The 23,298-nt window shown below is 37.3% G+C and carries 19 protein-coding genes and 1 pseudogene; 8 read left to right on the forward strand and 12 right to left on the reverse strand.

Translation table 11 applies throughout. From position 1 onward, the window contains the following. Positions 1 to 17: 17 nt before the first annotated feature. Together dgoD and JKP73_RS14605 are read left to right on the forward strand one after the other, a co-directional pair. Positions 18 to 1,166: a galactonate dehydratase gene (gene dgoD / locus JKP73_RS14600; protein ID WP_038246375.1), complete on the forward strand. Its 1,149-nt coding sequence runs from the start codon at positions 18 to 20 to the stop codon at positions 1,164 to 1,166. A gap of 56 nt (positions 1,167 to 1,222) precedes the next feature. Continuing rightward, the gene (locus tag JKP73_RS14605; protein WP_200411505.1) at positions 1,223 to 2,581 is read left to right on the forward strand and encodes a GntP family permease; all 1,359 of its coding nucleotides are present in this window, start codon (positions 1,223 to 1,225) and stop codon (positions 2,579 to 2,581) included. 342 nt (positions 2,582 to 2,923) lie between these two features. Here the strand turns inward: JKP73_RS14605 and JKP73_RS14610 are convergent, their stop codons facing one another. The 4 genes from JKP73_RS14610 to JKP73_RS14625 form a co-directional block, all read right to left on the reverse strand. Further along, entirely contained in the window at positions 2,924 to 3,235 is a 312-nt protein-coding gene (locus JKP73_RS14610) for a hypothetical protein (RefSeq protein ID WP_021290801.1), read from the reverse strand. Between the two features lie 181 nt (positions 3,236 to 3,416). Continuing rightward, on the reverse strand, positions 3,417 to 4,838 hold the full coding sequence (locus tag JKP73_RS14615; RefSeq protein WP_021290800.1) for a carbon starvation CstA family protein: 1,422 nt from the start codon (positions 4,836 to 4,838) through the stop codon (positions 3,417 to 3,419). Positions 4,839 to 4,968: 130 nt separating this feature from the next. Beyond that, positions 4,969 to 5,307, reverse strand: coding sequence for a membrane lipoprotein lipid attachment site-containing protein (locus JKP73_RS14620; protein WP_051739317.1), 339 nt, complete (start codon positions 5,305 to 5,307; stop codon positions 4,969 to 4,971). Positions 5,308 to 5,491: 184 nt separating this feature from the next. After that, on the reverse strand, positions 5,492 to 6,073 hold the full coding sequence (locus tag JKP73_RS14625; RefSeq protein ID WP_021290798.1) for an LOG family protein: 582 nt from the start codon (positions 6,071 to 6,073) through the stop codon (positions 5,492 to 5,494). 209 nt (positions 6,074 to 6,282) lie between these two features. On the opposite strand from JKP73_RS14625, the pseudogene JKP73_RS23420 reads away from it, so the two are divergent. Together JKP73_RS23420 and JKP73_RS14635 are read left to right on the forward strand one after the other, a co-directional pair. Then, positions 6,283 to 8,233 (forward strand): annotated as a pseudogene (locus JKP73_RS23420) (catalase). 163 nt (positions 8,234 to 8,396) lie between these two features. Then, on the forward strand, positions 8,397 to 9,143 hold the full coding sequence (locus tag JKP73_RS14635; RefSeq protein ID WP_200411506.1) for an SDR family NAD(P)-dependent oxidoreductase: 747 nt from the start codon (positions 8,397 to 8,399) through the stop codon (positions 9,141 to 9,143). 33 nt (positions 9,144 to 9,176) lie between these two features. On the opposite strand, the gene JKP73_RS14640 is transcribed toward JKP73_RS14635, so the two are convergent. Continuing rightward, positions 9,177 to 9,764 carry a TetR/AcrR family transcriptional regulator gene (locus JKP73_RS14640; RefSeq protein ID WP_200411507.1) on the reverse strand — a complete coding sequence of 196 codons (588 nt, stop codon included), beginning with the start codon at positions 9,762 to 9,764 and terminating at the stop codon, positions 9,177 to 9,179. A 193-nt stretch (positions 9,765 to 9,957) separates the two neighbouring features. Here JKP73_RS14640 and JKP73_RS14645 point away from each other — a divergent pair, with 193 nt between their 5' ends. Next, positions 9,958 to 11,652: a methyl-accepting chemotaxis protein gene (locus JKP73_RS14645; RefSeq protein ID WP_021290795.1), complete on the forward strand. Its 1,695-nt coding sequence runs from the start codon at positions 9,958 to 9,960 to the stop codon at positions 11,650 to 11,652. A gap of 43 nt (positions 11,653 to 11,695) precedes the next feature. Here JKP73_RS14645 and opp4C read toward each other — a convergent pair whose 3' ends face one another. From opp4C to JKP73_RS14680, 7 genes are all read right to left on the reverse strand, one after another. After that, complete coding sequence (gene opp4C, locus JKP73_RS14650; protein WP_021290794.1) at positions 11,696 to 12,619, reverse strand: oligopeptide ABC transporter permease; 924 nt, start codon at positions 12,617 to 12,619, stop codon at positions 11,696 to 11,698. Between the two features lie 10 nt (positions 12,620 to 12,629). After that, positions 12,630 to 13,598 (reverse strand): ABC transporter permease, encoded by a 969-nt coding sequence (locus JKP73_RS14655; RefSeq protein WP_021290793.1) that lies wholly within the window; start codon positions 13,596 to 13,598, stop codon positions 12,630 to 12,632. Positions 13,599 to 13,706: 108 nt separating this feature from the next. Next, entirely contained in the window at positions 13,707 to 15,497 is a 1,791-nt protein-coding gene (locus JKP73_RS14660; protein ID WP_200411508.1) for a peptide-binding protein, read from the reverse strand. Positions 15,498 to 15,584: 87 nt separating this feature from the next. Beyond that, positions 15,585 to 16,622 carry an ABC transporter ATP-binding protein gene (locus tag JKP73_RS14665; RefSeq protein ID WP_021290791.1) on the reverse strand — a complete coding sequence of 346 codons (1,038 nt, stop codon included), beginning with the start codon at positions 16,620 to 16,622 and terminating at the stop codon, positions 15,585 to 15,587. Between the two features lie 14 nt (positions 16,623 to 16,636). Next, the gene (locus tag JKP73_RS14670) at positions 16,637 to 17,608 is read right to left on the reverse strand and encodes an ABC transporter ATP-binding protein (RefSeq protein ID WP_188943479.1); all 972 of its coding nucleotides are present in this window, start codon (positions 17,606 to 17,608) and stop codon (positions 16,637 to 16,639) included. A 179-nt stretch (positions 17,609 to 17,787) separates the two neighbouring features. Next, positions 17,788 to 18,285 (reverse strand): hypothetical protein, encoded by a 498-nt coding sequence (locus tag JKP73_RS14675; RefSeq protein WP_031335440.1) that lies wholly within the window; start codon positions 18,283 to 18,285, stop codon positions 17,788 to 17,790. Between the two features lie 8 nt (positions 18,286 to 18,293). Then, positions 18,294 to 19,286, reverse strand: a complete 993-nt coding sequence (locus JKP73_RS14680) for a DUF3231 family protein (protein ID WP_200411509.1) — start codon at positions 19,284 to 19,286, stop codon at positions 18,294 to 18,296. A 163-nt stretch (positions 19,287 to 19,449) separates the two neighbouring features. Between JKP73_RS14680 and JKP73_RS14685 the strand changes: the two genes are divergently transcribed. From JKP73_RS14685 to JKP73_RS14695, 3 genes are read left to right on the forward strand one after another with little or no spacing between them, the layout of a single operon-like run. Next, positions 19,450 to 21,012: a spore germination protein gene (locus JKP73_RS14685; RefSeq protein ID WP_038246402.1), complete on the forward strand. Its 1,563-nt coding sequence runs from the start codon at positions 19,450 to 19,452 to the stop codon at positions 21,010 to 21,012. Continuing rightward, positions 21,009 to 22,118 (forward strand): GerAB/ArcD/ProY family transporter, encoded by a 1,110-nt coding sequence (locus JKP73_RS14690; RefSeq protein ID WP_021290786.1) that lies wholly within the window; start codon positions 21,009 to 21,011, stop codon positions 22,116 to 22,118. Before JKP73_RS14685 ends, JKP73_RS14690 begins: the two co-directional genes overlap by 4 nt. After that, the gene (locus JKP73_RS14695) at positions 22,105 to 23,298 is read left to right on the forward strand and encodes a Ger(x)C family spore germination protein (protein ID WP_200411510.1); all 1,194 of its coding nucleotides are present in this window, start codon (positions 22,105 to 22,107) and stop codon (positions 23,296 to 23,298) included. The genes JKP73_RS14690 and JKP73_RS14695 overlap by 14 nt, the downstream gene beginning before the upstream one ends.

Below are 23,298 nucleotides of genomic sequence, written 5' to 3' on the forward strand. Positions count from 1 at the left end.
AGGTTAGGAGGATAAAAATGAAAATAACCAATTATAGACTATATCAAGTACCGCCTCGTTGGCTTTTCTTAAAAATAGAAACGGATGAAGGAATTGTTGGTTGGGGCGAACCCGTAATTGAGGGAAGGGCTGCAACGGTAAAAGCCGCTGTGGAAGAATTGATGGAATATTTGATCGGTAAAGATCCACAGCGAATCGAAGATCATTGGAACTTAATGTACCGCTCAGGCTTTTATCGAGGCGGACCAATTCTAATGAGCGCTATTGCGGGTATTGATCAGGCGCTTTGGGATATTAAAGGTAAATTTTATAATGCACCAATCCACCAGCTGCTTGGTGGAGCTTGTCGTGATTCAATTAAAGTATATTCATGGATTGGTGGGGATCGTCCTGCTGATGTAGGGGCAGCTGCCAAAGAAGTAGTAGACCGAGGTTTCCAAGCTGTGAAAATGAATGGAACAGAGGAATTACAGTATGTTGATTCCCATCAGAAAATTGACCAAGTAGTTGAACGATTTGCTGTAGTCAGAGAGGCAGTTGGTCCATATATAGGAATAGGTATTGACTTTCATGGAAGGGTCCATAAACCAATGGCCAAAATTTTAGCAAAAGAACTAGAGCAATTTCGACCAATGTTTATTGAAGAACCTGTGCTTCCAGAAAATAACGAAGCATTACGAGATATTGCTAATCACGTTACAACCCCCATCGCTACAGGAGAGCGGATGTTTTCAAGGTGGCAATTTAAAACAGTTTTAACAGAAGATTATGTAGATATTATCCAACCAGACTTATCACATGCTGGAGGAATTACGGAATGTAAAAAAATTATTTCGATGGCGGAAGCTTTTGATGTTGCAGTTGCACCGCATTGCCCGCTTGGCCCAATCGCACTTGCCGCTTGTTTACAAGTAGACGCAACTTCGCATAATGCTTTTATTCAGGAACAAAGCTTAGGTATTCATTACAATGTTGGCAGTGATTTACTAGATTACATTAGTGATAAAGATGTGTTTAAGTATGAAGAAGGCTTTGTCAAAATACCAAATGGTCCCGGCCTTGGTATTGAAGTTAATGAGCCTCATGTTCAAAAAATGACCGAAGATGCTGAGCACTGGCGAAATCCAGTATGGAGACATCAGGATGGTTCAATAGCAGAATGGTAAAATTACAATACCATTCTGTAATATTATGTAAACGTTAACAAAGAGGGGGAGAAGGAATGACGGATACAACAATGCTCATTTTAGTTACTATATTTGGAATTGCTTTATTATTATTCTTAGTTATGCGTTCCAAATTGCAAGCATTTGTTGCATTATTAATCTCAAGTCTATTTATCGGTATTTTTTCTGGAATGGATCTTACCGAAGTCATCGCTACAATGGAAGAAGGAATGGGTGGAACATTAGGCTTTATAGCTGTTGTTGTTGGCCTTGGTGCGATGTTTGGCGAGATGCTCCGAGTGTCAGGTGGAGCTGAAAGGTTAGCCTTAACATTAATTAAGAAGTTTGGTGAAGGGAAAGTACAGTGGGCATTAGGTCTGACAGGATTTATTGTGGCTATACCAGTATTTTTGGATGTCGCACTAGTTATATTAATTCCAATTGTCTATAGCTTGGCACAAAAAACAAAGAAATCATTACTTTATTTTGGTATTCCGTTATTGGCTGGATTAGCAGTTACTCATAGTTTTGTACCACCTACCCCTGGGCCAATCTCTGTGGCTTCTATCTTAAATGCAGATTTAGGTTGGGTTATTTTGTTTGGTATTCTAGCAGGTGTTCCAGCTATGATTATTGCTGGGCCAATGTTTGGGAAATATATTTCGAAAAAGATACATCTAGAGGCTCCTGCATATATTACTGAAAAGCAATTACAAGAACAAGTAGATAATAATAATAGAGAGCTACCTAGTTTTGGAATGGTTGCAGCTCTTATTATGATTCCACTGGTTTTAATCTTAATTAATACCGTATTTGGACTAGTATTGGAAGAAGGGACATTTGTTCATTCTGCACTTACCTTTATTGGACATCCTTTCGTTGCACTTACGATTTCTACATTATTAACTTTTTATTTTCTTGGTACAAAACGAGGCTATACAAAAGAAGAAGTTCAAAATATTGCTACTAAATCATTGGAGCCTGCTGGGATTATTATTTTAATTACTGGTGCGGGTGGTGTATTTAAACAAACATTAATTGATAGTGGTGTTGGAGATGTATTAGGAGAAATGATGGCAACATCAAGTATGCCATTAGTATTAGTAGCATTTCTAATTTCGACATTTGTACGAGTCGCACAAGGGTCTGCTACTGTTGCAATGATTACTGCTGCTGGATTAATTTCACCAGTTATTAGTATGATGGATGTTTCTCAACCGATGCTTGGATTACTTGTTATTTCAATTGCTAGTGGAGCCACTGTATTCTCTCACGTAAACGATTCTGGTTTCTGGTTAGTAAATAGATTCTTTGGTATGAATGAAAAGCAAACATTAAAAACATGGACCGTGATGGAAACAATTATTGGACTTGTAGGATTCTTAGTAGTATTTGCCATTAGTTTCTTTGTTTAATAGAATAGTAATGATAAAAGGTGGGGGATGATTCCACCTCCTTTTATCATTTATGTGAGTCTGTGTATAGACCATACGGTTGGAGGAGTTGTTGCAGTTCCGATATTTAGGTTAATTGTTAACCCCTCAACTTGATAAAATAAGCCCAGAACATCGTCCGCTGTTAAATTACGCCAGTACTTAAAGTCACAGAAGCACTACCGAGAATTATTCTTAGATTTAATAAAAGTGCAATAGTAACATTTAATACAGGAAAAAGGCCAGTTACAATAATCGTAACAGTTGGTGATGTCCTCCTAATTACAAAAGATGAATTAACAGCTGCACCAATTTGTGCAGTTATTACTGTTGTTTGATAACTAATGGTGACTTTGATAGAGTATCTTCCGGTAGTAGCGTTAAATCCTGTTCTAGTATAAAAGGACTTGTAACTGTCCAATTTCCTGATTGAGTGGAGGCATTTATTGTCGATTCTGATGTTCTTTGAGCGGAAAATCCTGTAGAAAGTACATTTGGTCCTGTTGATGCTATACTTCCAGTTGCACCTGTGATGCCATTGTTGCCTTGAGAGAAGGGGGAAAAGAGTATGGTATTTATAATATGTTGAGGATTATCATTATCACCATAAAAATTATTATTGTTATCTCTGGGCAAGGACATACTCCTTCTTATAATAAGATAATCATTATATCTTATTATAAGAAGGAGTAAAAATGAGTGATATTTCTAATCCTAAATTGAATATTTTAAATGGATTTCAGTACAACATCGATTATTAGAAAATAAAAAAGCCTGTCGATAAAATGCGGACATCCACTCTATCGACAGACAGTGATTACATATCAACTGTTAAGTTATTGGCTCTATTTGTTCTTGCTTTCTTAAAGAATAAGAAGGTGAGAATAATGGTGAAGATAAATCCAATAATGAAAGAAGTGTTCAAGTCTAAACGGAAACCAATTTGTGCGTTTAGAATATAAACAAACACCATATAACTCATGAAAATGGCTGGAACCATAGAAACGAAATAATTCTTACCTTTTACAAATAAATACATGGTTGCTATCCATAATGCGATAACGGCAGTTGCCTGATTTGCCCAAGAAAAGTAGCGCCACAAAATATTAAAATCAATTTTAGTTAAAATATAAGAAACTGTAAATAAAGGAATTGCAATTGCTAATCGATTAAACACTTTTTTCTGACCAATGTTCAAGTAGTCTGCGATAATGGAACGTGCAGCACGAAATGCAGTATCTCCTGATGTAATAGGCAGTACGATAGCTCCTAAAACAGCTACAGTTCCTGCTACAGCACCTAATAAGGTTATTGCGATTTCATTAACGGCAGCAGATGCTGTTCCCTCTGCAATTACTTGACTAAGAGTTTGTCCATCAAATAGACTCATGGCTGCGGCAGCCCATATCATTGCAATAATTGCTTCGGCAATCATCATTCCGTAAAAAATATATCTTCCTTGTGACTCCTTTTGTGTCGTTCTAGAAATTATTGGTGATTGTGTCGCATGGAACCCTGATAATGCTCCACAGGTTATCGTAAAGAATATCATTGGTATAATTGGTAAATGATCCGGGTGCATATTAGTTATCGTCAATTCAGGAATTGTGTAATCAGAAAATACTAACGAAACTCCAATGGCTATTGTCCCAATTAATAAGACAGCGCCTAGAATAGGGTAAATACGTCCAATAATCTTATCAATTGGTAAGATGGTAGACAAGAAGAAATACAGGAAGATGATTCCTAATATAACCCAAAAGGCGACGTTACCATCTAGTAAAATATCAATTAAAGAAGCTGGTGTTGTCACGAAAACGGTTCCAACTAAAATTAATAATAAAAGAGAAAATGCATTTACAATATGTCTGGAAAACTTACCTAGGAAACGGCCTGCTAATTCAGGAATATGTGCTCCTTTATTTCGTATGGATATCATACCGGTCAGATAGTCATGAACGGCTCCAGCAAAAATGGAACCGATTACAATCCATAGAAAAGCAACAGGACCAAATAGAGCGCCCATTATCGGTCCAAATATTGGGCCTGTTCCAGCGATATTAAGCAATTGAATCATTGCGTTCTTTTGTTTATTCATTGGTACGTAGTCTACGCCATCATGATTGGAGTAGGCAGGCGTACTTTTTTCATCTGTTGGTGCAAAAAGTTTATCAATAAATTTACCGTATGTGAAATAAGCAATAATTAGTATAATAATAGATACAATAAACGTAATCATTCGATGCCCTCCTTTGATGTATGCGTTGAAAACGTTTACTATACCTATTATATCTAGTTATTATAAATAATCAAGTCATTTTTTGACGTTCAATAGCGAATTTTAAGGGATTTTGTCAGACTTGGTGTATTCAGTTAACTATACCATTATAAAGTAGTCCTTCATTAAATTGGATCAGCTTCAATCTATTTGTCTTTTTAATATAGATTGATTTATATTCTTTTTCCCCACTTGTGTTGTTTTCGATTAAGATAACACGTTTGTAAGGATTATCTGCTACTACCTTTAACTCAAATATTTCCAGATCAACGTTTTTTCGTATAATGGGATATTCAGGTAAGTCCTGCAAAGCACTTGTTGTTTTTATTGTTGGCTGAGAAGATTCTTCAGAAACACTTGCTGCAGATTCGTGATTACTGCATGCTGTTAGTAGCAACAAACCACATACAAATACAATAATTTTTTTCATTATTCAATACTCCTTTACACAATGGATGGTTATAACTTATGTGATGTCTAGTTGTTATCTTGATAGTTTTAGAATACGTTTTAACTCTTAGAAAACATTGTGTATTTTATTAGAATTTGCTAAGAATTTGAAGGCTTGGATAAATTGAAAAACAGACCAGATAGGTCTGCTTTAAAATCACCATTTAGGTTTGACTTTTAGTAATATATGTTTTAGTAGGTGGGGCAACATACGCTATAAAGTTTCTAAGTAGGGTTGAGGCATTTTTATCAATGATTACCATATCTCGATGTTTCTTTTCCATAAAATGTTCATCCGTCATATGTTGGAATAATGAAATGAGTGGATCAAAATAGTGATTGATATTTAATAGTCCACAAGGCTTTTGATGAAGGCCGAGTTGCGCCCAGGTGAACACCTCAAAAAATTCTTCTAGTGTTCCGGGACCACCAGGCAATGCGATAAATCCATCAGCAAGCTCTGCCATTTTCATTTTTCGTTCGTGCATAGAATCGACAATAATGAGTTCCGTTAAGCTTGGGTGAGAAATCTCTTTCTCCTTCAAAAATTGAGGCATTACCCCAATAACATGTCCGCCTCCATGTAATACAGCATCAGCAACAGCCCCCATTATCCCTACACTGGCACCACCGTATACAAGAGCAACATTTTGTTCGGCGAGTTTACTTCCAAGTTCTTTTGCCTGTTGAATATAATCCTCTGAAGCACCATTTCTTGATCCGCAAAAAATAGCTAATCTCTTCATTCTATCGCCTCCAATCCATATATAATACTAAGTATATAGGACAAATAATAAGTTGTTAATAGTTCTCTAATCTTATCATGCCAAATACTCACGGACCAACGCTATAAATGGAATCATAGAATAGGAATAAACCTTATCTTTAATGAATAGGATTTAGTGGATAACACATCATGTACGTTTGTAATGGCAACAAGAGGAGGCTGTACATCATGAACAGGGAGAACAGTCGGGTTCATGAAAATAAACAGCAAAAACAACTAAACGAATTTGTACGAAATAATTATGGAAAAGAGATGACAACAGAGGGAAGTGTTAAGATATCCGATGATGAGAATACATTAAAAGCAGGAGAACGTGGTCCACAACTTCTAGAAGACTTTGTAATGCGTGAAAAGATGACTCACTTTGATCGTGAACAAATACCAGAAAGAGTTGTTCATGCCCGCGGTTATGCCGCACATGGCTATTTTCAAGTATATGAATCACAAGAAGAACGTACATCGGCAAAGTTTTTACAAGATCCAGTATTTCTTCGTTTCTCTCAAGTAGCGGGTTCAAGAGGGGTAAATGAAACCAATCGAGATGTTCGAGGATTTGCCACCAAGTTTTATACCGAAGAAGGAAATTTTGATTTAGTTGGTAGTAACATCCCGGTATTCTTTATTCAAGATGGTATTAAGTTTCCTGATCTGATACATGCAGTGAAGCCAGAACCACATAATGAAATTCCTCAAGGTCAAACAGCTCATGATACGTTTTGGGATTTTATTGCTAATAATCAAGAATCTGCACATATGATGATGTGGATTATGTCTGACCGGACGATTCCAAGAAGTTTTCGAATGATGGAAGGTTTTGGGGTTCATACATTTCGGTTTGTGAATGAAGCAGGAAAGTCAGGGTTTGTAAAATTTCATTGGAAACAAAACTTGGTGTACACTCATTAATTTGGGATGAAGCTGGTAATTATCCGGAATGGGAATTGGGGATCCAAGTCTTAGAGGAAGAAGACGAGTATAAATTTGATTTTGATATTCTGGATGCTACAAAAATTTTGCCAGAAGAGGACGTTCCCGTACAGCGCATTGGAAAAATGGTTTTAAATAGGAATGTAGATAATGTATTTGCGGAAACAGAACAAGTAACACTACACCCAGGTAACATTGTACGTGGTATTGACTTTACGAATGATCCTTTATTACAAGGACGGCTATTCTCCTATTCAGATACTCAATTTTATCGGGTAGGAACAAATTTTAAGAAGCTGCCAATTAACCATCCAATTTGTCCGGTCCATAATAATCAACGAGACGGGGCTGCAAGAATCACTATTGATAAGGGTCAAGTAGCTTATCATAATAATTCGCTTGCCAATAATACACCTTATACTGTGCCAGGGGATAAGGGAGGATTTGTAACATATCCTTCAGCTGTAGAGGGGGTGAAAACTCGAAAAACAGTGAAGAGTTTCTCTGATCATTTCTTACAAGCTCGCTTATTTTGGAACAGTATGACAAAAGTGGAGAAAGAACATATCGCAGGTGCATTTAGTTTTCAACTAGAAAGGTGAATCGTATCTCAGTAAGACAGCAAGTGGTTAATATGCTAGGAAATATTAGTAGTAGTTTAGCTGCTTCTGTAGCTATGAATTTAGGCTTGGAAATTCCTCAAGTGAAGGAGTCATTCATAACAAAAAAACCACCAGCCGTAAGTATGGCTAATACTACCTTTTCGCCAAATACATTGCGAATAGGTGTAATTATTGCTCATGGATTTGATGAGCAAAAAACGAATCAAATATTAGATCAATGGAAAAGGATGGGACTTCAGCCGGTAATTATTAGTGAAAAACTTGGGAAAGTAAGAGGGGCAAATAGTACAGAATGGAGGGTAGAGGATAGTTTTCTTACTGGTTCCCCTTTATTATACGTGGTAGGTGGAGATGCAGAAGGAACGATATTTAACTGGAAAACCAAATCCTATGTAGTTGAAACATACAATCATTATAAACCAATAGGGCTAACACAGAAAGGAGCAACTATCATACAACCACTTATTATTATTGGGCAGCCAGGAGTATTGGTGGAAGAAGAGTCAACTTCGTTTGCAAATGACTTTACTAAAGCAATGACAAAACAGCGTTTTTGGGTACGAGGATAACAGAACGGATAGATTAATAGGATTTCCCTCCTGATCCTAGAAATAGCTTTCGATGAAAGCTATTTTTTTGTTTGATAATTTACACATAGTAAATTATTTGTCAATTTAATCAATCCAATGTTATACTTCTAATGTTCGAAAACAAGAAAGGGATGAGGACAAGATGGGTCGATTAGAGAATAAAGTTGCTATCATTACCGGTGCTGCAAATGGGATGGGAGCTATGGAGGCAAAATTATTTGCAGAAGAAGGAGCAAAGGTCGTTGCAACAGATATACAAACAGAAGCTGTAGAAAAGATTGTCAATGAAATTAAAGAAAATGGTGGAGATGCGATTGCTTTTAAGCATAATGTAACTTCAGAAGATGAATGGAAACAAATCATTGCAGCAAGCATTAATGCATATGGAAAGATTGATATCCTTATTAATAATGCTGGTGTTTCTAGTCCAGATACGATTGCTACAATGGAAATGGTGGATTGGAACAAGATAATGGATATTAATTTAAACGGCTGTGTTATTGGAATGAAATATGTGATTCCGGAAATGCAGAAAGCTGGTGGTGGTTCTGTTATTAATATTTCTTCTATTGGAGGAATTGTAGGAATGGCTGGGACTAGCCCTTATACTGCTGCAAAAGGTGCGTTACGTTCGTTATCTAAATCAGCAGCCGTAGATTATGCGAAAGACCATATCCGCGTTAATTCACTGCACCCAGGTATTATCGAAACGCCAATGACCGCACCTTCAATGAAGGATGCGATGCAATATTATCAAACATTCACACAACTACCTTATCTAGGTAAGCCGGAAGACGTAGCTTATGGCGCTTTATTCCTGGCATCGGATGAATCTCGTTTCATGACAGGAGCAGAATTAGTTATTGATGGTGGTTGGACAGCATTATAATAGATAAAACCCAGATGATATCCATCGTCTGGGTTATTGATATGGGCCATTTACAGACAACCGAAGCAGTGTTTTGGCCATCTCTTGTTTTGAATAAGGATAATGATTTTCTATCCACCAAATAATCACATCAAAAAATGCTGCTGTTGTAAATACAGTAATCATTTCTTTCGGTGCGGATAATTTTGATTCGTCAGGAGAAACCATGGTTACCCCTTCTTTAACAAAATGATAAAGCTCTGATTTAAATCCTTTGGCAAAGGGAGAATCTGTATTATTTACAAGCAACGATTCATAAAAAGCTTGATTGTCGAGAATATGTTCGAATAAATGAATGAATATGTTATGGTCGGTCATATCCATCCCATTCATACCTCTTAATGGAGGTTGCACATTTATTTTTTCACGAAGGTCTTCTAGAATTATATTTGATACATATAGAATGCATTGATCTAAATCATCAAATCGCAAATAGAATGTTTGACGGGTTATACCCGCTGTGTCACATAATTCTTTTATCGTTATATCACTTATTTGTTTTTCACTTAGTAAACAAATCAGTGATTTTTTTAATTGTTTCATTGTTCTTCGTATTCTAGCGTCTCCAGTTGTTTTCTTCAATTATTATCCTTCCTCATAAATAAAACAATTGATTACAGCTAAGTATATCGATTTTATGTAAATTCATCAACTTCATTCCTGTAGGCAACAAATTATTATATTCATTCTAATAGATATCAATTTTACTTATATATCACCCGATATTATAAATATCTAATCCATAAAAAAGATGAAAGAGGGGGGACGGGAATAAATGGAGAAATTAATGAATTTTAAGCGATTGAAGAATAAGTTATATGTTAGCTTCTCAATTGTGATTATTTCAAGTTGTTTATTAGGAGTTTATCATTTTATTTCTGTAGGAAAGACGAATCAACAAGTCGAACAGATGATTCACGAAGACTTTCGACTTGTGCAATATGGCAATGACATAAATGTAAACGTAGCAAGCCAAACTGGACTGGTTAGAGGATTTTTGCTCTACGAGGATGAAGCGTATCGTGAGCAGTATTATCAGATGCAGGAAAATAATTCCGTATTGGAAAACAAAATCTTAGATCTTAGTAATGTTGGAGAGGTTAACACGTTAGTAGATTTGAAGAATCAGTGGGAAGCGACAGTGGAGAAGGTATTCAATCTTTATGATAATGGGAATTTAGAAGAAGCGTTGTTTTTGATGACGGAAGAAGTAGAGCCTTTGGAATCACAGTTTAGAACAGGAATCGAACAATTACTGGCTGCAACGGAAGAAATGGCTACAGCAGATGGTCAAGCAATTATTAGTGATGGAAAGACGACTTATATTGTTATCATTGCTGTTACATTGTTGGTAGCAATTTTAAGTATTGCTATTGAGCTGTTTACGGTGCGGCTGATCACAGCACCAATATCAAAAGTATTGCGGCGAATGAAGCAAATCGCGAAAGGGGAATTAAATCATCAGCCGTTAACTACAATTTTAAAAGATGAGTTAGGTCAGTTGATACATATCACGAATGAGATGAATCAGAATACCAATCATCTGTTAGGTAGAATACAAACTGTCTCGGAGACAGTAACTAGTCATAGCAGCTATTTGGCAGAATCAGCAAAGGAAACAAAAGCAGGTTCTGAGCAAGTTGCAACAACGATGCAAGAATTATCTGCTGGAGCAGAAACTCAAGCTGATAGTGCAGGTGATCTAGCGACGAATATGGAAGTTTTTGTATCGAAGGTTCAAGATACACATGATCAAAGTAAGCTAATTGAGCAAGCTTCAGGTGAGGTTTTAACCATGACAAAAGACGGTGACCAGATGATGAAGTCATCTTCAAAACAGATGCAGCGAATTAACGAGATCGTTAAAGATGCAGTAGACAAAGTAGAAGGATTAGATACCCAATCTCAAGAAATTTCCAAGCTTGTTACTGTAATTAAAGATGTGGCGGAACAAACAAATCTTTTGGCTTTAAATGCAGCGATAGAAGCTGCAAGAGCAGGAGAACATGGGAAAGGGTTTGCTGTCGTTGCGGATGAAGTAAGAAAATTAGCAGAACAGGTAGCAGGTTCTGTCACCGTTATTAGTAATAATGTTTCACAAATACAAGGAAATTCAAGTGAAGTAGCTGAATCTTTGGTGAGCAGTTATAAAGAGGTAGAAGAAGGGAATGTACAAATCAAGATGACCCAGGAAACGTTTGATGGTATTCAGTTGTATGTAACAGAAATGGTCAATACCATTAGAACGATGACAGCGAATCTTTCAGAAATGTATGGGACGAGTAATCAAGTGAATAACTCCATTCAAGAAATTGCTTCCATAACGGAGGAGTCCTCCGCAGGTATTGAGCAAACCTCAGCTGCTGCACAACAATCTAGCAGTTCAATGGAAGAAGTAGTAGATAGTTCAAAGCAATTAGCAAAATTAGCTGATGACCTCAACGATTTGATTCGTCAGTTCCAGCTTTAATCTAATAAAGAGGGTTCCCTATTAGGGCCCCTCTTTATTATCGTTATCTTCGATTACTTTTTGGATCAAAGGCGTCTCGTAATCCATCACCGATGAAGTTAATCGCTAGCACTGTTACTAAAATGGCAACTCCTGGTGGAATCCATGCTTCTGGATGATCTCTTAAGATACGTATATTCTGAGCTTCAGATATCATATTTCCCCACGTCGGTGTAGGTTGGGGAATACCGAAGCCGATAAAGCTTAGACCAGATTCAACAATAATATATGTTGCCATCATTAACGTAGCATTCACGATAATTGGTCCAATTGCGTTAGGTATAAAATGTTTTAATATAATACGTAAATCACTTGCTCCAATTGCACGTGCACCGAGTACAAATTCTTGTTCACGTAAAGATAGATATGTAGCCCGAATAATTCGTGTGAGATTAGGCCAAGAAGTGATAGCGATAATTGTTACAAATAGCCCAATCGTAACTTCCCCAATAATCGCCATAATGGTTAAAACGAGTACAAGAAAAGGAAGCATAAGCATAATATCAGCTGCACGCATAATTACACTATCAACTTTGCCTCCATAATAGCCAGCAATTGATCCTAGTAATACGCCGATAGCCAATGTGAAGAACATCGCACTAAATCCGACAATCAGAGAAATACGGCCACCATAGAGTAAACGAGCAAAGTTATCTTGTCCCTGTCCATTTGTTCCTAATATATGTTCGTCAGTAGGGCTTTTTTCAATTTGAAATAAATCTGTTGCAACAGGGTCCTGATCCGTGAATAAAGGGGCTGCTGTACAGGTGATGATGATGAGTAATAACACAAATACGCTAATCACTGCTAATTTATTTTTAATAAACCGTTGGAAAGCTAGCTGTAATGGACTTTTATGTTTCTTTGCATTCGTTTCTGGTAAATTTTCCGGTTCTGTAGGTAAGGTACTTTCTGTGTTCGATTGCATTTTATTCACCTCAATCGTATCGAATTCGTGGATCGACAATACTATATAAGATATCAGCGATTAAATTACCAACTAATATGAGAACGCCAAGAATCATAGCTATTGCCATAACTACCGGAAAATCACGATTTACTACAGAGCTTAAGAACAATGTTCCAAGACCAGGATATTGAAAAACTTGTTCCGTAATTACCGCTCCACTTAACAATACCCCTATTTCAAATCCCATTAAGGTAATGATGGGGATAAGTGCATTCCGAAGTGTATGCTTATAGAGGACATTACTATCTGACATCCCCTTTGCCCTTGCTGTTCGTATATAATCACTTCCCAGTACGTCAAGTACTTCAGATCGCATATATCGCATATAAGTAGCTGTTCCAGCTAACCCTAGTGTGATTCCTGGTAATACCATATGATGGATTCGATCCACAAATGCTTCAAATCCAGTAATACCAGGGGTGGACAAAGTACCTTGGGATGGGAACCACCCTAAATTAATCGACAAAACGTAAATAGCAATTAATCCGAAGAAGAAGTTTGGAATGGCCAAGCCTAGAAATCCAAAGCCAGTAGCACCATAATCCAATAGAGAATAAGGTTTTCTTGCAGAATAAATGCCAATAGGGATAGCGACGATAATGGTTATGGCTAAAGAAAATAATCCTAAATATAATGTATTTGCAATTCTATCCTCAATTAATTGTGCTACGGTGCGGCCGTTAAAAATTAATGAATCACCAAAATCGCCCTGCGCTGCAGAACTAATCCAGCGCCAGTATTGAACATAAATTGGATCATTTAATCCTAAAGCTTCTCGCTGCTGCTCGTACACTTCTGGATCAACATTTGGATCGGCTAATGACTTCCCAGTTAAAGCATCGCCTGGAGCTAGCTGAGAAAGCCCGAAGACAATAATTGTCAATGCGAATAGCATAGGGATAAATACCAAAATTCGGCGAATAATATATTTATACATCCTATTCCCCCTTTCATTCTTTGGCAGGTTAACCATCTAACATGCTTTGGTTTTTCTTTAAAAGAAAGAGCATGCGTATGCGCACGCTCCTTCCTCCATTTGTTTACATTATTCGGTAACCCACCATTTCTCTGGATCATTAATAAAGGAGTAAGGCATCGGGTCGACTCCTTGTAAACGTTTGTTAAAACCGTAAATTTTATTTTGTGCATACAATAGAAGAGCTGGAAGATCTTCAGAAAAAACAGATTGCCATTCACTATATTTCTCTTTACGATAAGCTTGATCAAATGCCTCAGGAGCCTGCATTGCTTCTTGCATTAATGTTTCTGATTGTTCGTTATTCCAACGTGAATAGTTATAAGCAGCATCTGCTCCCCATAAACCAGATGGATCTGGATCACCGCTTCCTAGGCTCCAGCCTAATAAATATAAATCCCAATCCGTATTATCATTCGTTAATTCTTCTACATAGGCGGTCATTTCTTTTGGTTGGCGTAATTCAATTTTAATGCCAACATCTTCTAAGAATTTCTGCAAAATTGGTGCTGAGTCTTCACGAAGCTTGTTACCAGTAGGGTAATTAAGGTTGACAACCCATTCTTCACCATCTGGGGTCTCGCGGAATCCATCATCATTTGTATCCACATACCCAGCTTCGTCAAGCAGTGATTTTGCTTTTTCAGGATCATAGGTGTATTGGGTAACAGCGTTCTTGTCATATGCCCAGAATTGCTGTGCGATTGGTGCATTGATGACAGAACCATGTCCATATAATAAGTTATCAACAATGGCTTGGCGATCAATTGCATACGCCATAGCCTGACGGATTTTTTGCTCACCCATATCTTCATTTGCTTCCCAATTTTCTGGTTCTAACTTTCCTGCTTCAACATCCGCATCTGAACGATGATTTACCTTAAAGCCCATTAATTGATAACCGAAATCTGTTTGTTCAATTAACTCGATATGTTCGACACCAGCTACACTTTCATAGTCTGCAGCAGGGACGCCGTTGGGATCAGCGATAAAGTCAATTTCGCCATTTTCTAATAGTCCTAACATGACAGATTGTTCTACAATGCGCCAAACGATCTTATCCAAATAAGGCTCTGACTTCCAATAGTCTGCATTCTTCTCTAATACATATTGTTCACGATCAAGCATCTCTGTGAATTTAAATGGACCTGTTCCTATTACTTCACCAGCATTTAACGTGGCTGGATGTTCGGGTATTTCTGCTATCGGCACATCTCCAAAGATATGTTCAGGTATAATTGGGAAAGACACGTCTTTCAAAATGGTTACGTTCGGCTCAGCGAATTTAAACGTAACTGTGTGGTCATCTTCAGCAACAACACCTTCGAATTCATCGGTTTCGCCACTATTAAATGCTTCATAACCTTGTAAACGGACAACATAATCTGTTCGGATACCACCCGCTTCAACATAACCGGGACTTGATATTGCTTTGTACGTATACACGACATCTTCTGCTGTAAATGGTTCTCCATCATGCCAAGTCACACCTTCTTCAAGTGTAAGTGTAATCTCGGTTTGGTCTTCATTAATTTCCCATTCTTTCGCCAAATTAGGTTTGAATTCCAATTGTTTGTTCTGGCTTAGTAAGCTCTCATGTGTAAAGGATAGAATATTATCTTCATATGCTTCCTCATAAAATATAGGGTTAAATACTCCAGCAGGTGCAGTATCCATTGCTCCTGTCAACGTTCCACCCATTTGCGGCTCGCCACTTGCTGCTTCATCCTCACCTTCATCTGAACCTTCTGCTTCTGACTCATTTGGCTGGTCTCCAGAGGATCCTTCACTGCAAGCAGCTAAGACAATCCCAAACGTTAATACGAGTGCTAATACGAATAACCAATTCTTTTTCATCATTACAATCCCCCTTATCTTTTTGGATATAGCTCAAAACCACTACATACCTTTTATTCATCACCCCCAATACGTAATGAAGCGATGGGTTTATCTTCCTTGATCATATAAATGACAAGCAACATAATGCCCATCTCCCATATCTGTTAATTCAGGCCTTTCAAGTGCACATTTTTCGTGAGCATGTATACAGCGTGTTCGAAATGCGCAACCTGATGGAGGATCAGCAGGACTTGGAAGATCTCCAGTTAAATGAATTTTTTCGCGACGGTGTTTCACATCAGTTGAAGGAACAGACGAAAGTAATGCTTTAGTGTAAGGGTGAAGCGGATTATCGTAGAGAGGTTTCTTCGGTGCGATTTCTGCAATGCGACCAAGGTACATTACCGCGACCCGGTCACTAATATGTTTTACGACACTTAAGTCATGCGCAATAAAGAGGTAAGTAAGGTTAAATTCATCCTGTAGATCAGCCATTAAGTTTAACACTTGTGCCTGAATGGAAACATCCAATGCAGAAACTGGTTCATCACAGATGATAAACTTAGGATTTAATGCCAAGGCTCGTGCAATACTAATTCGCTGCCGTTGCCCGCCAGAAAACTCATGCGGATATTTTGTTCGATCACTTGCACGTAAGCCAACTTTTTCTAATAAATCGATACATTTTTGTTTCCGTTCTGGTTTTGTTGCAGAGGATTGGACGAGCAAGGGCTCCTCAATTAATTCTCCAACGCTCATTTTGGAATTGAGAGAAGCAAACGGATCTTGAAAGACGATTTGCATATTTTTTCGGTAGTTTCGTAGTTTACGATTACTTAAATGAGAGATATCCTCTTTATCAAATATAATTTCTCCTTCTGTTGGTTCTAATAGACGAAGGATCACTCTTCCCAATGTGGATTTTCCAGAACCAGATTCCCCAACAAGTCCGAGTGTTTCCCCTTGTTTTATCGATAATGATACATCATCTACTGCTTTAACATGACCAACAGTATGTTTTAGAATGCCGCCTTTTATTGGAAAATATTTTTTGATATTCTTTGCTTCAACAAGGATTTCATTCCCTTGATTTTGATTATGTAACTGACTTGTTTCGTTATTGGTTAATTGCTGTTCCAATGCCATTGTTTTCTTCCCCCTTAGTCATAAAGATAACAGCGAACCTTATGGTTAGGTTCAATAGATAGCAAATCGGGATTTGATCCGTAACATTGATCCATTACATGTGGACAGCGATCTGAAAACCGACATCCCTTGGGAAAGCTATGGGCTGGTGGAACGGTACCTCTAATTGCTCCCAATCTTTTAACCTCTTTTTCTAAGCTTGGAAGACTATCTAATAAACCATTTGTATATGGATGTTTCGTATGTTCAAATAGATTTTCTACCGATGTTTCTTCAACTACTTGACCGCCATACATAACGAGCACACGATCTGCATATTCGGCTACGACACCTAAATCATGCGTAATTAAGAGAATCGACATATCTAGTCTTTCTTTCATTTCTTGTAATAAGTCTAAAATTTGTGCTTGTATGGTGACATCCAGTGCAGTAGAAGGCTCATCTGCTATTAGTAGTTTTGGTTCACATGATATCGCCATGGCGATCATTGCTCGCTGTCGCATGCCTCCAGATAATTGATGGGGATATTCATTCATAATCTGTTCTGCGCGTGGAAAACCAACCAGCTTTAATAACTCGATCGCTTTTTCCCTAGCTACTTGTTTCGTGTATTTCTTATGTTTTCTTAAGGTTTCAATAATTTGATTTCCAATGGTGTACACCGGATTTAGCGCAGTCATTGGTTCTTGAAATATCATAGCAATATCATTTCCACGAATTTTGGTCATCTGTTTACCGGATTTAGTTAACAAGTTTTCATTATGAAGATGAATGGTACCTTCTATGATTCTCCCCGGTTTATTTATCAATTGCATGATGGAGAGGGAAGTAATACTTTTGCCACTTCCAGATTCCCCGACAATTGCTAATGTTTCTCCTGGTGCTATGGAAAAGTCAACGCCATCAACAGCTTTAGCAACTAAGTCATTGTCCAAATAAAAGTAGGTCTTTAATCCTTCTACTTCTAATAATGGCTTTTGAGTCATTGATTTCACCTCAACGTATTGTAAGTAATATGTACTAATGATTAGGTAAATTATATAATAAATACGAATTATTTCAATAGTTATTTAAAAAAGAATTTTTAAAAAATAAAATATTTAGCCAATATTTTTTCTTTGATAATGTAAAACTCTCGAGTTTTATTGCTATTTCTCGAGAGTTTTTATGTTTTTTTCACATCTTTATTATAAATTTTTAAAAGAATCCACTGAATGCAAGCACCAATACTTAACCCGATTGGTAAAAAGAGAATTGGCAGCCATACCGGCCCAATTAAGTATCCAAACAATGTTAACTTTGTAGAAAACATTAAACCAACCGTTACAAAATAGGCGGAAAATACTAACGGCAAGTAGGAAAAAGGTTTTTCTCCGCCTCCAGCATCTTTATAAGCATCCCAAATTCCGAAAAAATATAAACAAGGATAGAACATGAGCCATAAATAGTTGGTAGCTTCAATAGCCTCATCAATTTTAAATTGAAAACTTAACATAATTAAACGATTAAAATTTCCCATAATATTAATGATAAATTCTAACCCTATTAATACTAAGCCCTTAACATATTTTTGATTAAGTAATTGACCAAAGCCTGGCAATGCAATACTCCATAAGAGGACCTCTAATTTTCTGCTTCTCTTTGGTAGTTTTGACTTCTGCATAGATGATCCTATTTTGCCAGATCTCTTCGATCAGCAGCCATTGGAGGTTGTTCAAGCCATCCATTATTTATCAAAATCTTATTCCCCTCATTTGCATACTTTCCTACTTCGGCGATTAGTCTTGAATAATGGACGCTTAGGTCATGTCTTGGGCTTGACGATAGAGCTACACCGTATTGCCCCATACTAGAAGCGATGAGGTTAGACACAAATGTCATCATTAATCGATCAGAAAAAGGTGCCACGGTGGAATCTGTAACTTCAGATGTTAATAATAAGGCTGATTCAGATAAGAATTCTTCATGTAAGATCGAAGTAAAGATTTCGAAGTGCTTTCCAGAAATATCTCTCCCTCTTTCAAAAAACTTTCTTACTTCTTTTGAGGCTGCCACCTGACTAAATCCCGTAATTAACGCATGACCAATTGCATTTCTTTTGGCATGGAATACCAAGTTTGTAATCTCGACTCCAAGCAGTGGTCTGCGTTCGCCTATCCAACCATTAATAAAATTTTGTTTATTAATAAATTCAATTTTGGTTTGTTTTGGTATTTGTGGACTTCCTATATATAATCCTTTTTGTTTCTCTAACTTTTTTGCCTGTTTATTTAATTTATTTGCTGCTTCGATATTGGTCGAATAATAGCTAATAACATCTTCACGGTCGGAAACAGTTAATCCCAAGCCATAGGAATTCATCATAAAATCCGTCATGTTATAAACGTATTTTAAATATAGCTGGTCAGAAAATAGGCGTGGAGCTTGAACATTAACATCCTCGGTTGTAAATGCATGTGGAAGAGGATGATTAGCACGATGAAATAATTCTTTAATATGTTCGATATGCTCTTCCACTAAAGTTAATGTCTGCTCAAGAATCTGTTTAATATCTGGATCGTCTACATGATTTAAGAAAAAGTGTAACCCACATTTCGATACGGTGTCATATTGGTAGGACGTCCACAAAGGTGAAATATCTGCTGCTGAAAAATTATTGCTCAAATGTATTACTCCTTTCCATCCATGGATCTTTTATACTTCTTTCTAGTTTTTTCGGAATTTCAATTCTTATTCAGTTTTACATAGAAAACCATGATGTGTATAAAAATTATCCATATAGGGCAAAAAAAGGGGAAGAAGAATTCAAAAGTAGGATGTGATCCTCTTGGCTCGGCGCCTATTTAAAAATAAAAAGAAGAACCAAAAAGAACAAGCAATTCATAAAAACAATGAAAATTTCTCGCGGAATTTAAAGAAAGATTTAAGTGAAAACTTAAACGATATACGAACAATGCTTGATTCTCCTAACGACTTGGTTATTAGGGAGTTTCATATTAATGAGCACACTTGTGCAATTGTCTACATAGATGGTCTCAGTGACACTACTACGATTGAAGAAAATGTATTAAAAAACTTAGAAGTTATCGAAAGAAAGGATCAATTAGCAGAAGAAGAGAATTCAAATCTCCTTGCGCTAATTCATGAAGAACTTATCAGTATAACAGGAATACAAAATGTCGATACAATGGATGAACTATCACTATCTCTATTATCTGGCGGATCCGTATTTTTATTAGACGGGGTTGACCGAGTTTTATTATTGGATACAAAGAAATGGGAAAGCCGATCCATTGAAGAGCCTGTTTCAGAATCGTTAATCCGTGGTCCAAGAGAAGGATTTGTTGAAAACCTTCGTACGAATATGGTGATGATCCGCAGACAACTTCGTGATCCCAATTTACATTTTAAAACCCATGAAATTGGAAGGAGATCAAAGAAAAAACTAGTTGTTGCTTATATTTCAGGTATCATTCACCCAGACATCTTGAAAGAAGTGAATCGTAGACTGGAAGCAATTGATACAGATGATGCACCGGAATCTGGGTTTATTGAACAATGGATTGAAGATAGTTTTCTCTCGCCTTTTCCACAAATAGAAAATAGTGAAAGGCCAGATAAGGCCGCTTCGGCGCTGACGCAAGGGAAGTTTGCCATCATTTTAGATGGAACACCATTTGTACTGATTGCTCCTGCAACAATAGGCGGGACATTTCAGTCTCCAGAGGATTATTATGAGCGCTGGTTAATTGGGACGTTATTAAGAGGGCTGCGATACTTAGCGGCATTTCTTACGATGTTTTTACCGGCTTTATATATTGCTTTAGTTTCGTATCATCAGGGTATGATTCCTTCCCAATTAGCCTTCTCCATTGCAGCGACGAGGCAGGGGGTGCCATTCCCGGCGTTTATTGAAGCATTATTAATGGCGACAACGATGGAATTACTACGAGAGGCAGGGGCCAGGCTGCCAAAAACCATTGGCCAAACTATTGGGATTGTTGGCGGTTTAGTAATTGGCGAAGCAGCCGTTTCAGCTGGTATAGTAAGTCCAGTTATGGTCATTGTAGTAGCACTAACGGCAGTGGCATCCTTTACCATTCCTCAATACAGTGTGGCGATATCCTTTCGGTTAATTCGGTTTGGCTTTATGCTTGCCGCGGCATTTTTAGGATTATATGGGATCATTCTAGCTTATATTATGGTAAACATTCATATTGTCAACTTGAAAAGCTTTGGAGTTCCTTATTCTGCTCCATTTGCTCCAACCTTTTTCAAGGATTGGAACGACTTGTTATTGCGCGTTCCAGTTCCAATGTTGAACCGTCGTCCAAAGTATTTGCAACCAGAAGATAACAAAGCTGGTGACAGGGAGGGAAAACAGGTGTGAAGTGGTTTGAATACGGTGATGAGACAATTAGTGATAAAGAGTTAATGATTGCTGTTCCCTCCATTACGATTGGTGTAGGGATTCTTTCTTTGCCAAGATTCATCGCTAAGGATACTGTATCTTCAGATGGCTGGATCACGTTGGCGATTTCTGGAATTCTTTTTATTGGCTTAGCCTGGTTGATAGCGAAACTTGCTTCTAGTTATCCGAATCAGACGTTTGTAGAATATGCAGGCTCTTTAGTTACCAAACCAATTGCAGTTATTCTGACTTTTTTATTAGCTGTTCATGGATTGATTCTTGGCGCATATGTGATGCGGGTAATTGCAGATATTGCAAAAGAATACTTGTTTGATCGCACTCCCGTAGAGGTAATCGCGCTTAGTTTTCTATTAGTGGTCGTTTATGCAATTTCTGGATCACGAGCAGGTTTATTCCGATTAAATATGATGTTCTTTCCAATTATCATTTTTATTACAGGAGCAGTTGGACTCTTTGCGATTGCCTGGTTCGATCCGAAGAATTATTTACCAGTATTTAAAACAGATTTTTCAGGATATCTGTCCTCCTTTAAATCAAGTTCCTTCTCGTTCATAGGTTCAGGTATTATCTTGTTTTATACATGTCTCGTCCGAAAACCAAAAAAAGTACCAAAAATGGCAGCCCTTGGTATGTCTATCGTACCGGGGTTGTACATCGTTATCTACCTTATGTGTATAGGGGTATTTGGTAATTTAGCTACAGCAAATCTTAGCTATCCGATTATTGAATTGGCAAAAGAGATAGAAATACCTGGTGGATTTTTTGAACGCTTTGACTCGATCTTTTTTGTAATTTGGATTATGTCGATTTTTAATACGATGGTGATGGCTTTTGATGTTTCTGTCTTTGCATTTGAGTCCATTTTTAAATGGAAAAAAATACAACTTATCCTTGTTTTGACACCAATCGTCTATTTAATGGGGATGTTCCCTCAGGATCTAATAGCGGTTGTCCGTTTTGGTGAATTTGTTAGCTATTACGGCATTTCGGTAACCTTCTTCGTAACGATAGGTCTGTACATTATTTCAACGATAAAAAGGAGGAAAACAAATGCCAAAGCATAAGCTGATTTTCCTCTTTTTCCTTAGTTTTTCTATGGTGGTTTTACTAAGTGGCTGTTGGGATCGGGTAGAAATCGAAGATCGTGGATTTGCCGTTGGTTCTGCTATCGACCTCGTCGAAAAAAAAGCCAATGGCAACTATAAGTTAATGTTTACTGGACAGTTTGTCGTACCTTCTGGGTTAGGGGCGCCAACTCAAGGAAGGGGAAGCGGAGGTCAGAAGGCATATATGAATATCTCTGCCACAGGTGAAAGTATTTTTGAAATTAATCGTGAACTTGCAACGCTTACTAGTCAAGTACCGTTTTATCAACATCTGAAGGTTTTAGTAATATCAAAAGATATTGTGAAAGAGCCAAAGCTGTTTGGGGATATTTTAGATATTTTCATTCGAGATCATGAGATGCGAAGAGGTATACGATTAGTAATCGTTGAAGGGGAAGCGAAAAAAGCTTTGGATATAAAGCCGGATAATGAAAATATTCCTGCATTATATATTGATGCATTAATGGAAAACAATTATAAAAATGCTGGTTCACTAAAGCCCGTTCATATTGGTGATGTACAGGAATTACTATTAAGTAAGTTAAGTTACGTTCTCCCAGAAATCCATATTGCGAATAAGATGCTTCAGTATAAAGGTGCGGCAGTATTTGAGGGAAGTACGAATCAGATGATTGATTCGTTATCCGAGCCAGAAACAAAAGGATATGGTTTTTTAACAGAGGATAGTTCGGAAGGAGCACTAGAAATCAAAGCCGGTGGGGAAACGGCTACCGTTGAATTAACGCAGGTTACTAGAGATATGAAAGTCAATCCAAAAGCAAAAGATGATATTGATGTGAATATTGATATTAACATTGAAGCCAATCTAGCGGAACGATTTGGGAAAAGAAGCGTCTTTAACGCATCTTATATCAAAGAAATAGAAGAGGGGCTTTCGACTAAAGTAGAAGAATTAGCAAAAGGAACGAAGGATAAAATGCAAGATGACTTGAAGCTGGATGCAATTGGAATTGGTCATACCCTTCATCAACGTCATTATGATTTTTGGAATACGGTAAAAGATGATTGGGAATCCGGAGAAAATTATTTCTCTCAAGCAAATATTAATATATCAGCTAAGGCTAAAATTCATATCATTGGTTCCTCAGATAAAGTAAAAACGACTGGAGTTGAATAA

The organism is Virgibacillus salexigens, from assembly GCF_014905415.1.
Taxonomy (GTDB): Bacteria; Bacillota; Bacilli; order Bacillales; family Amphibacillaceae; genus Virgibacillus; species Virgibacillus salexigens.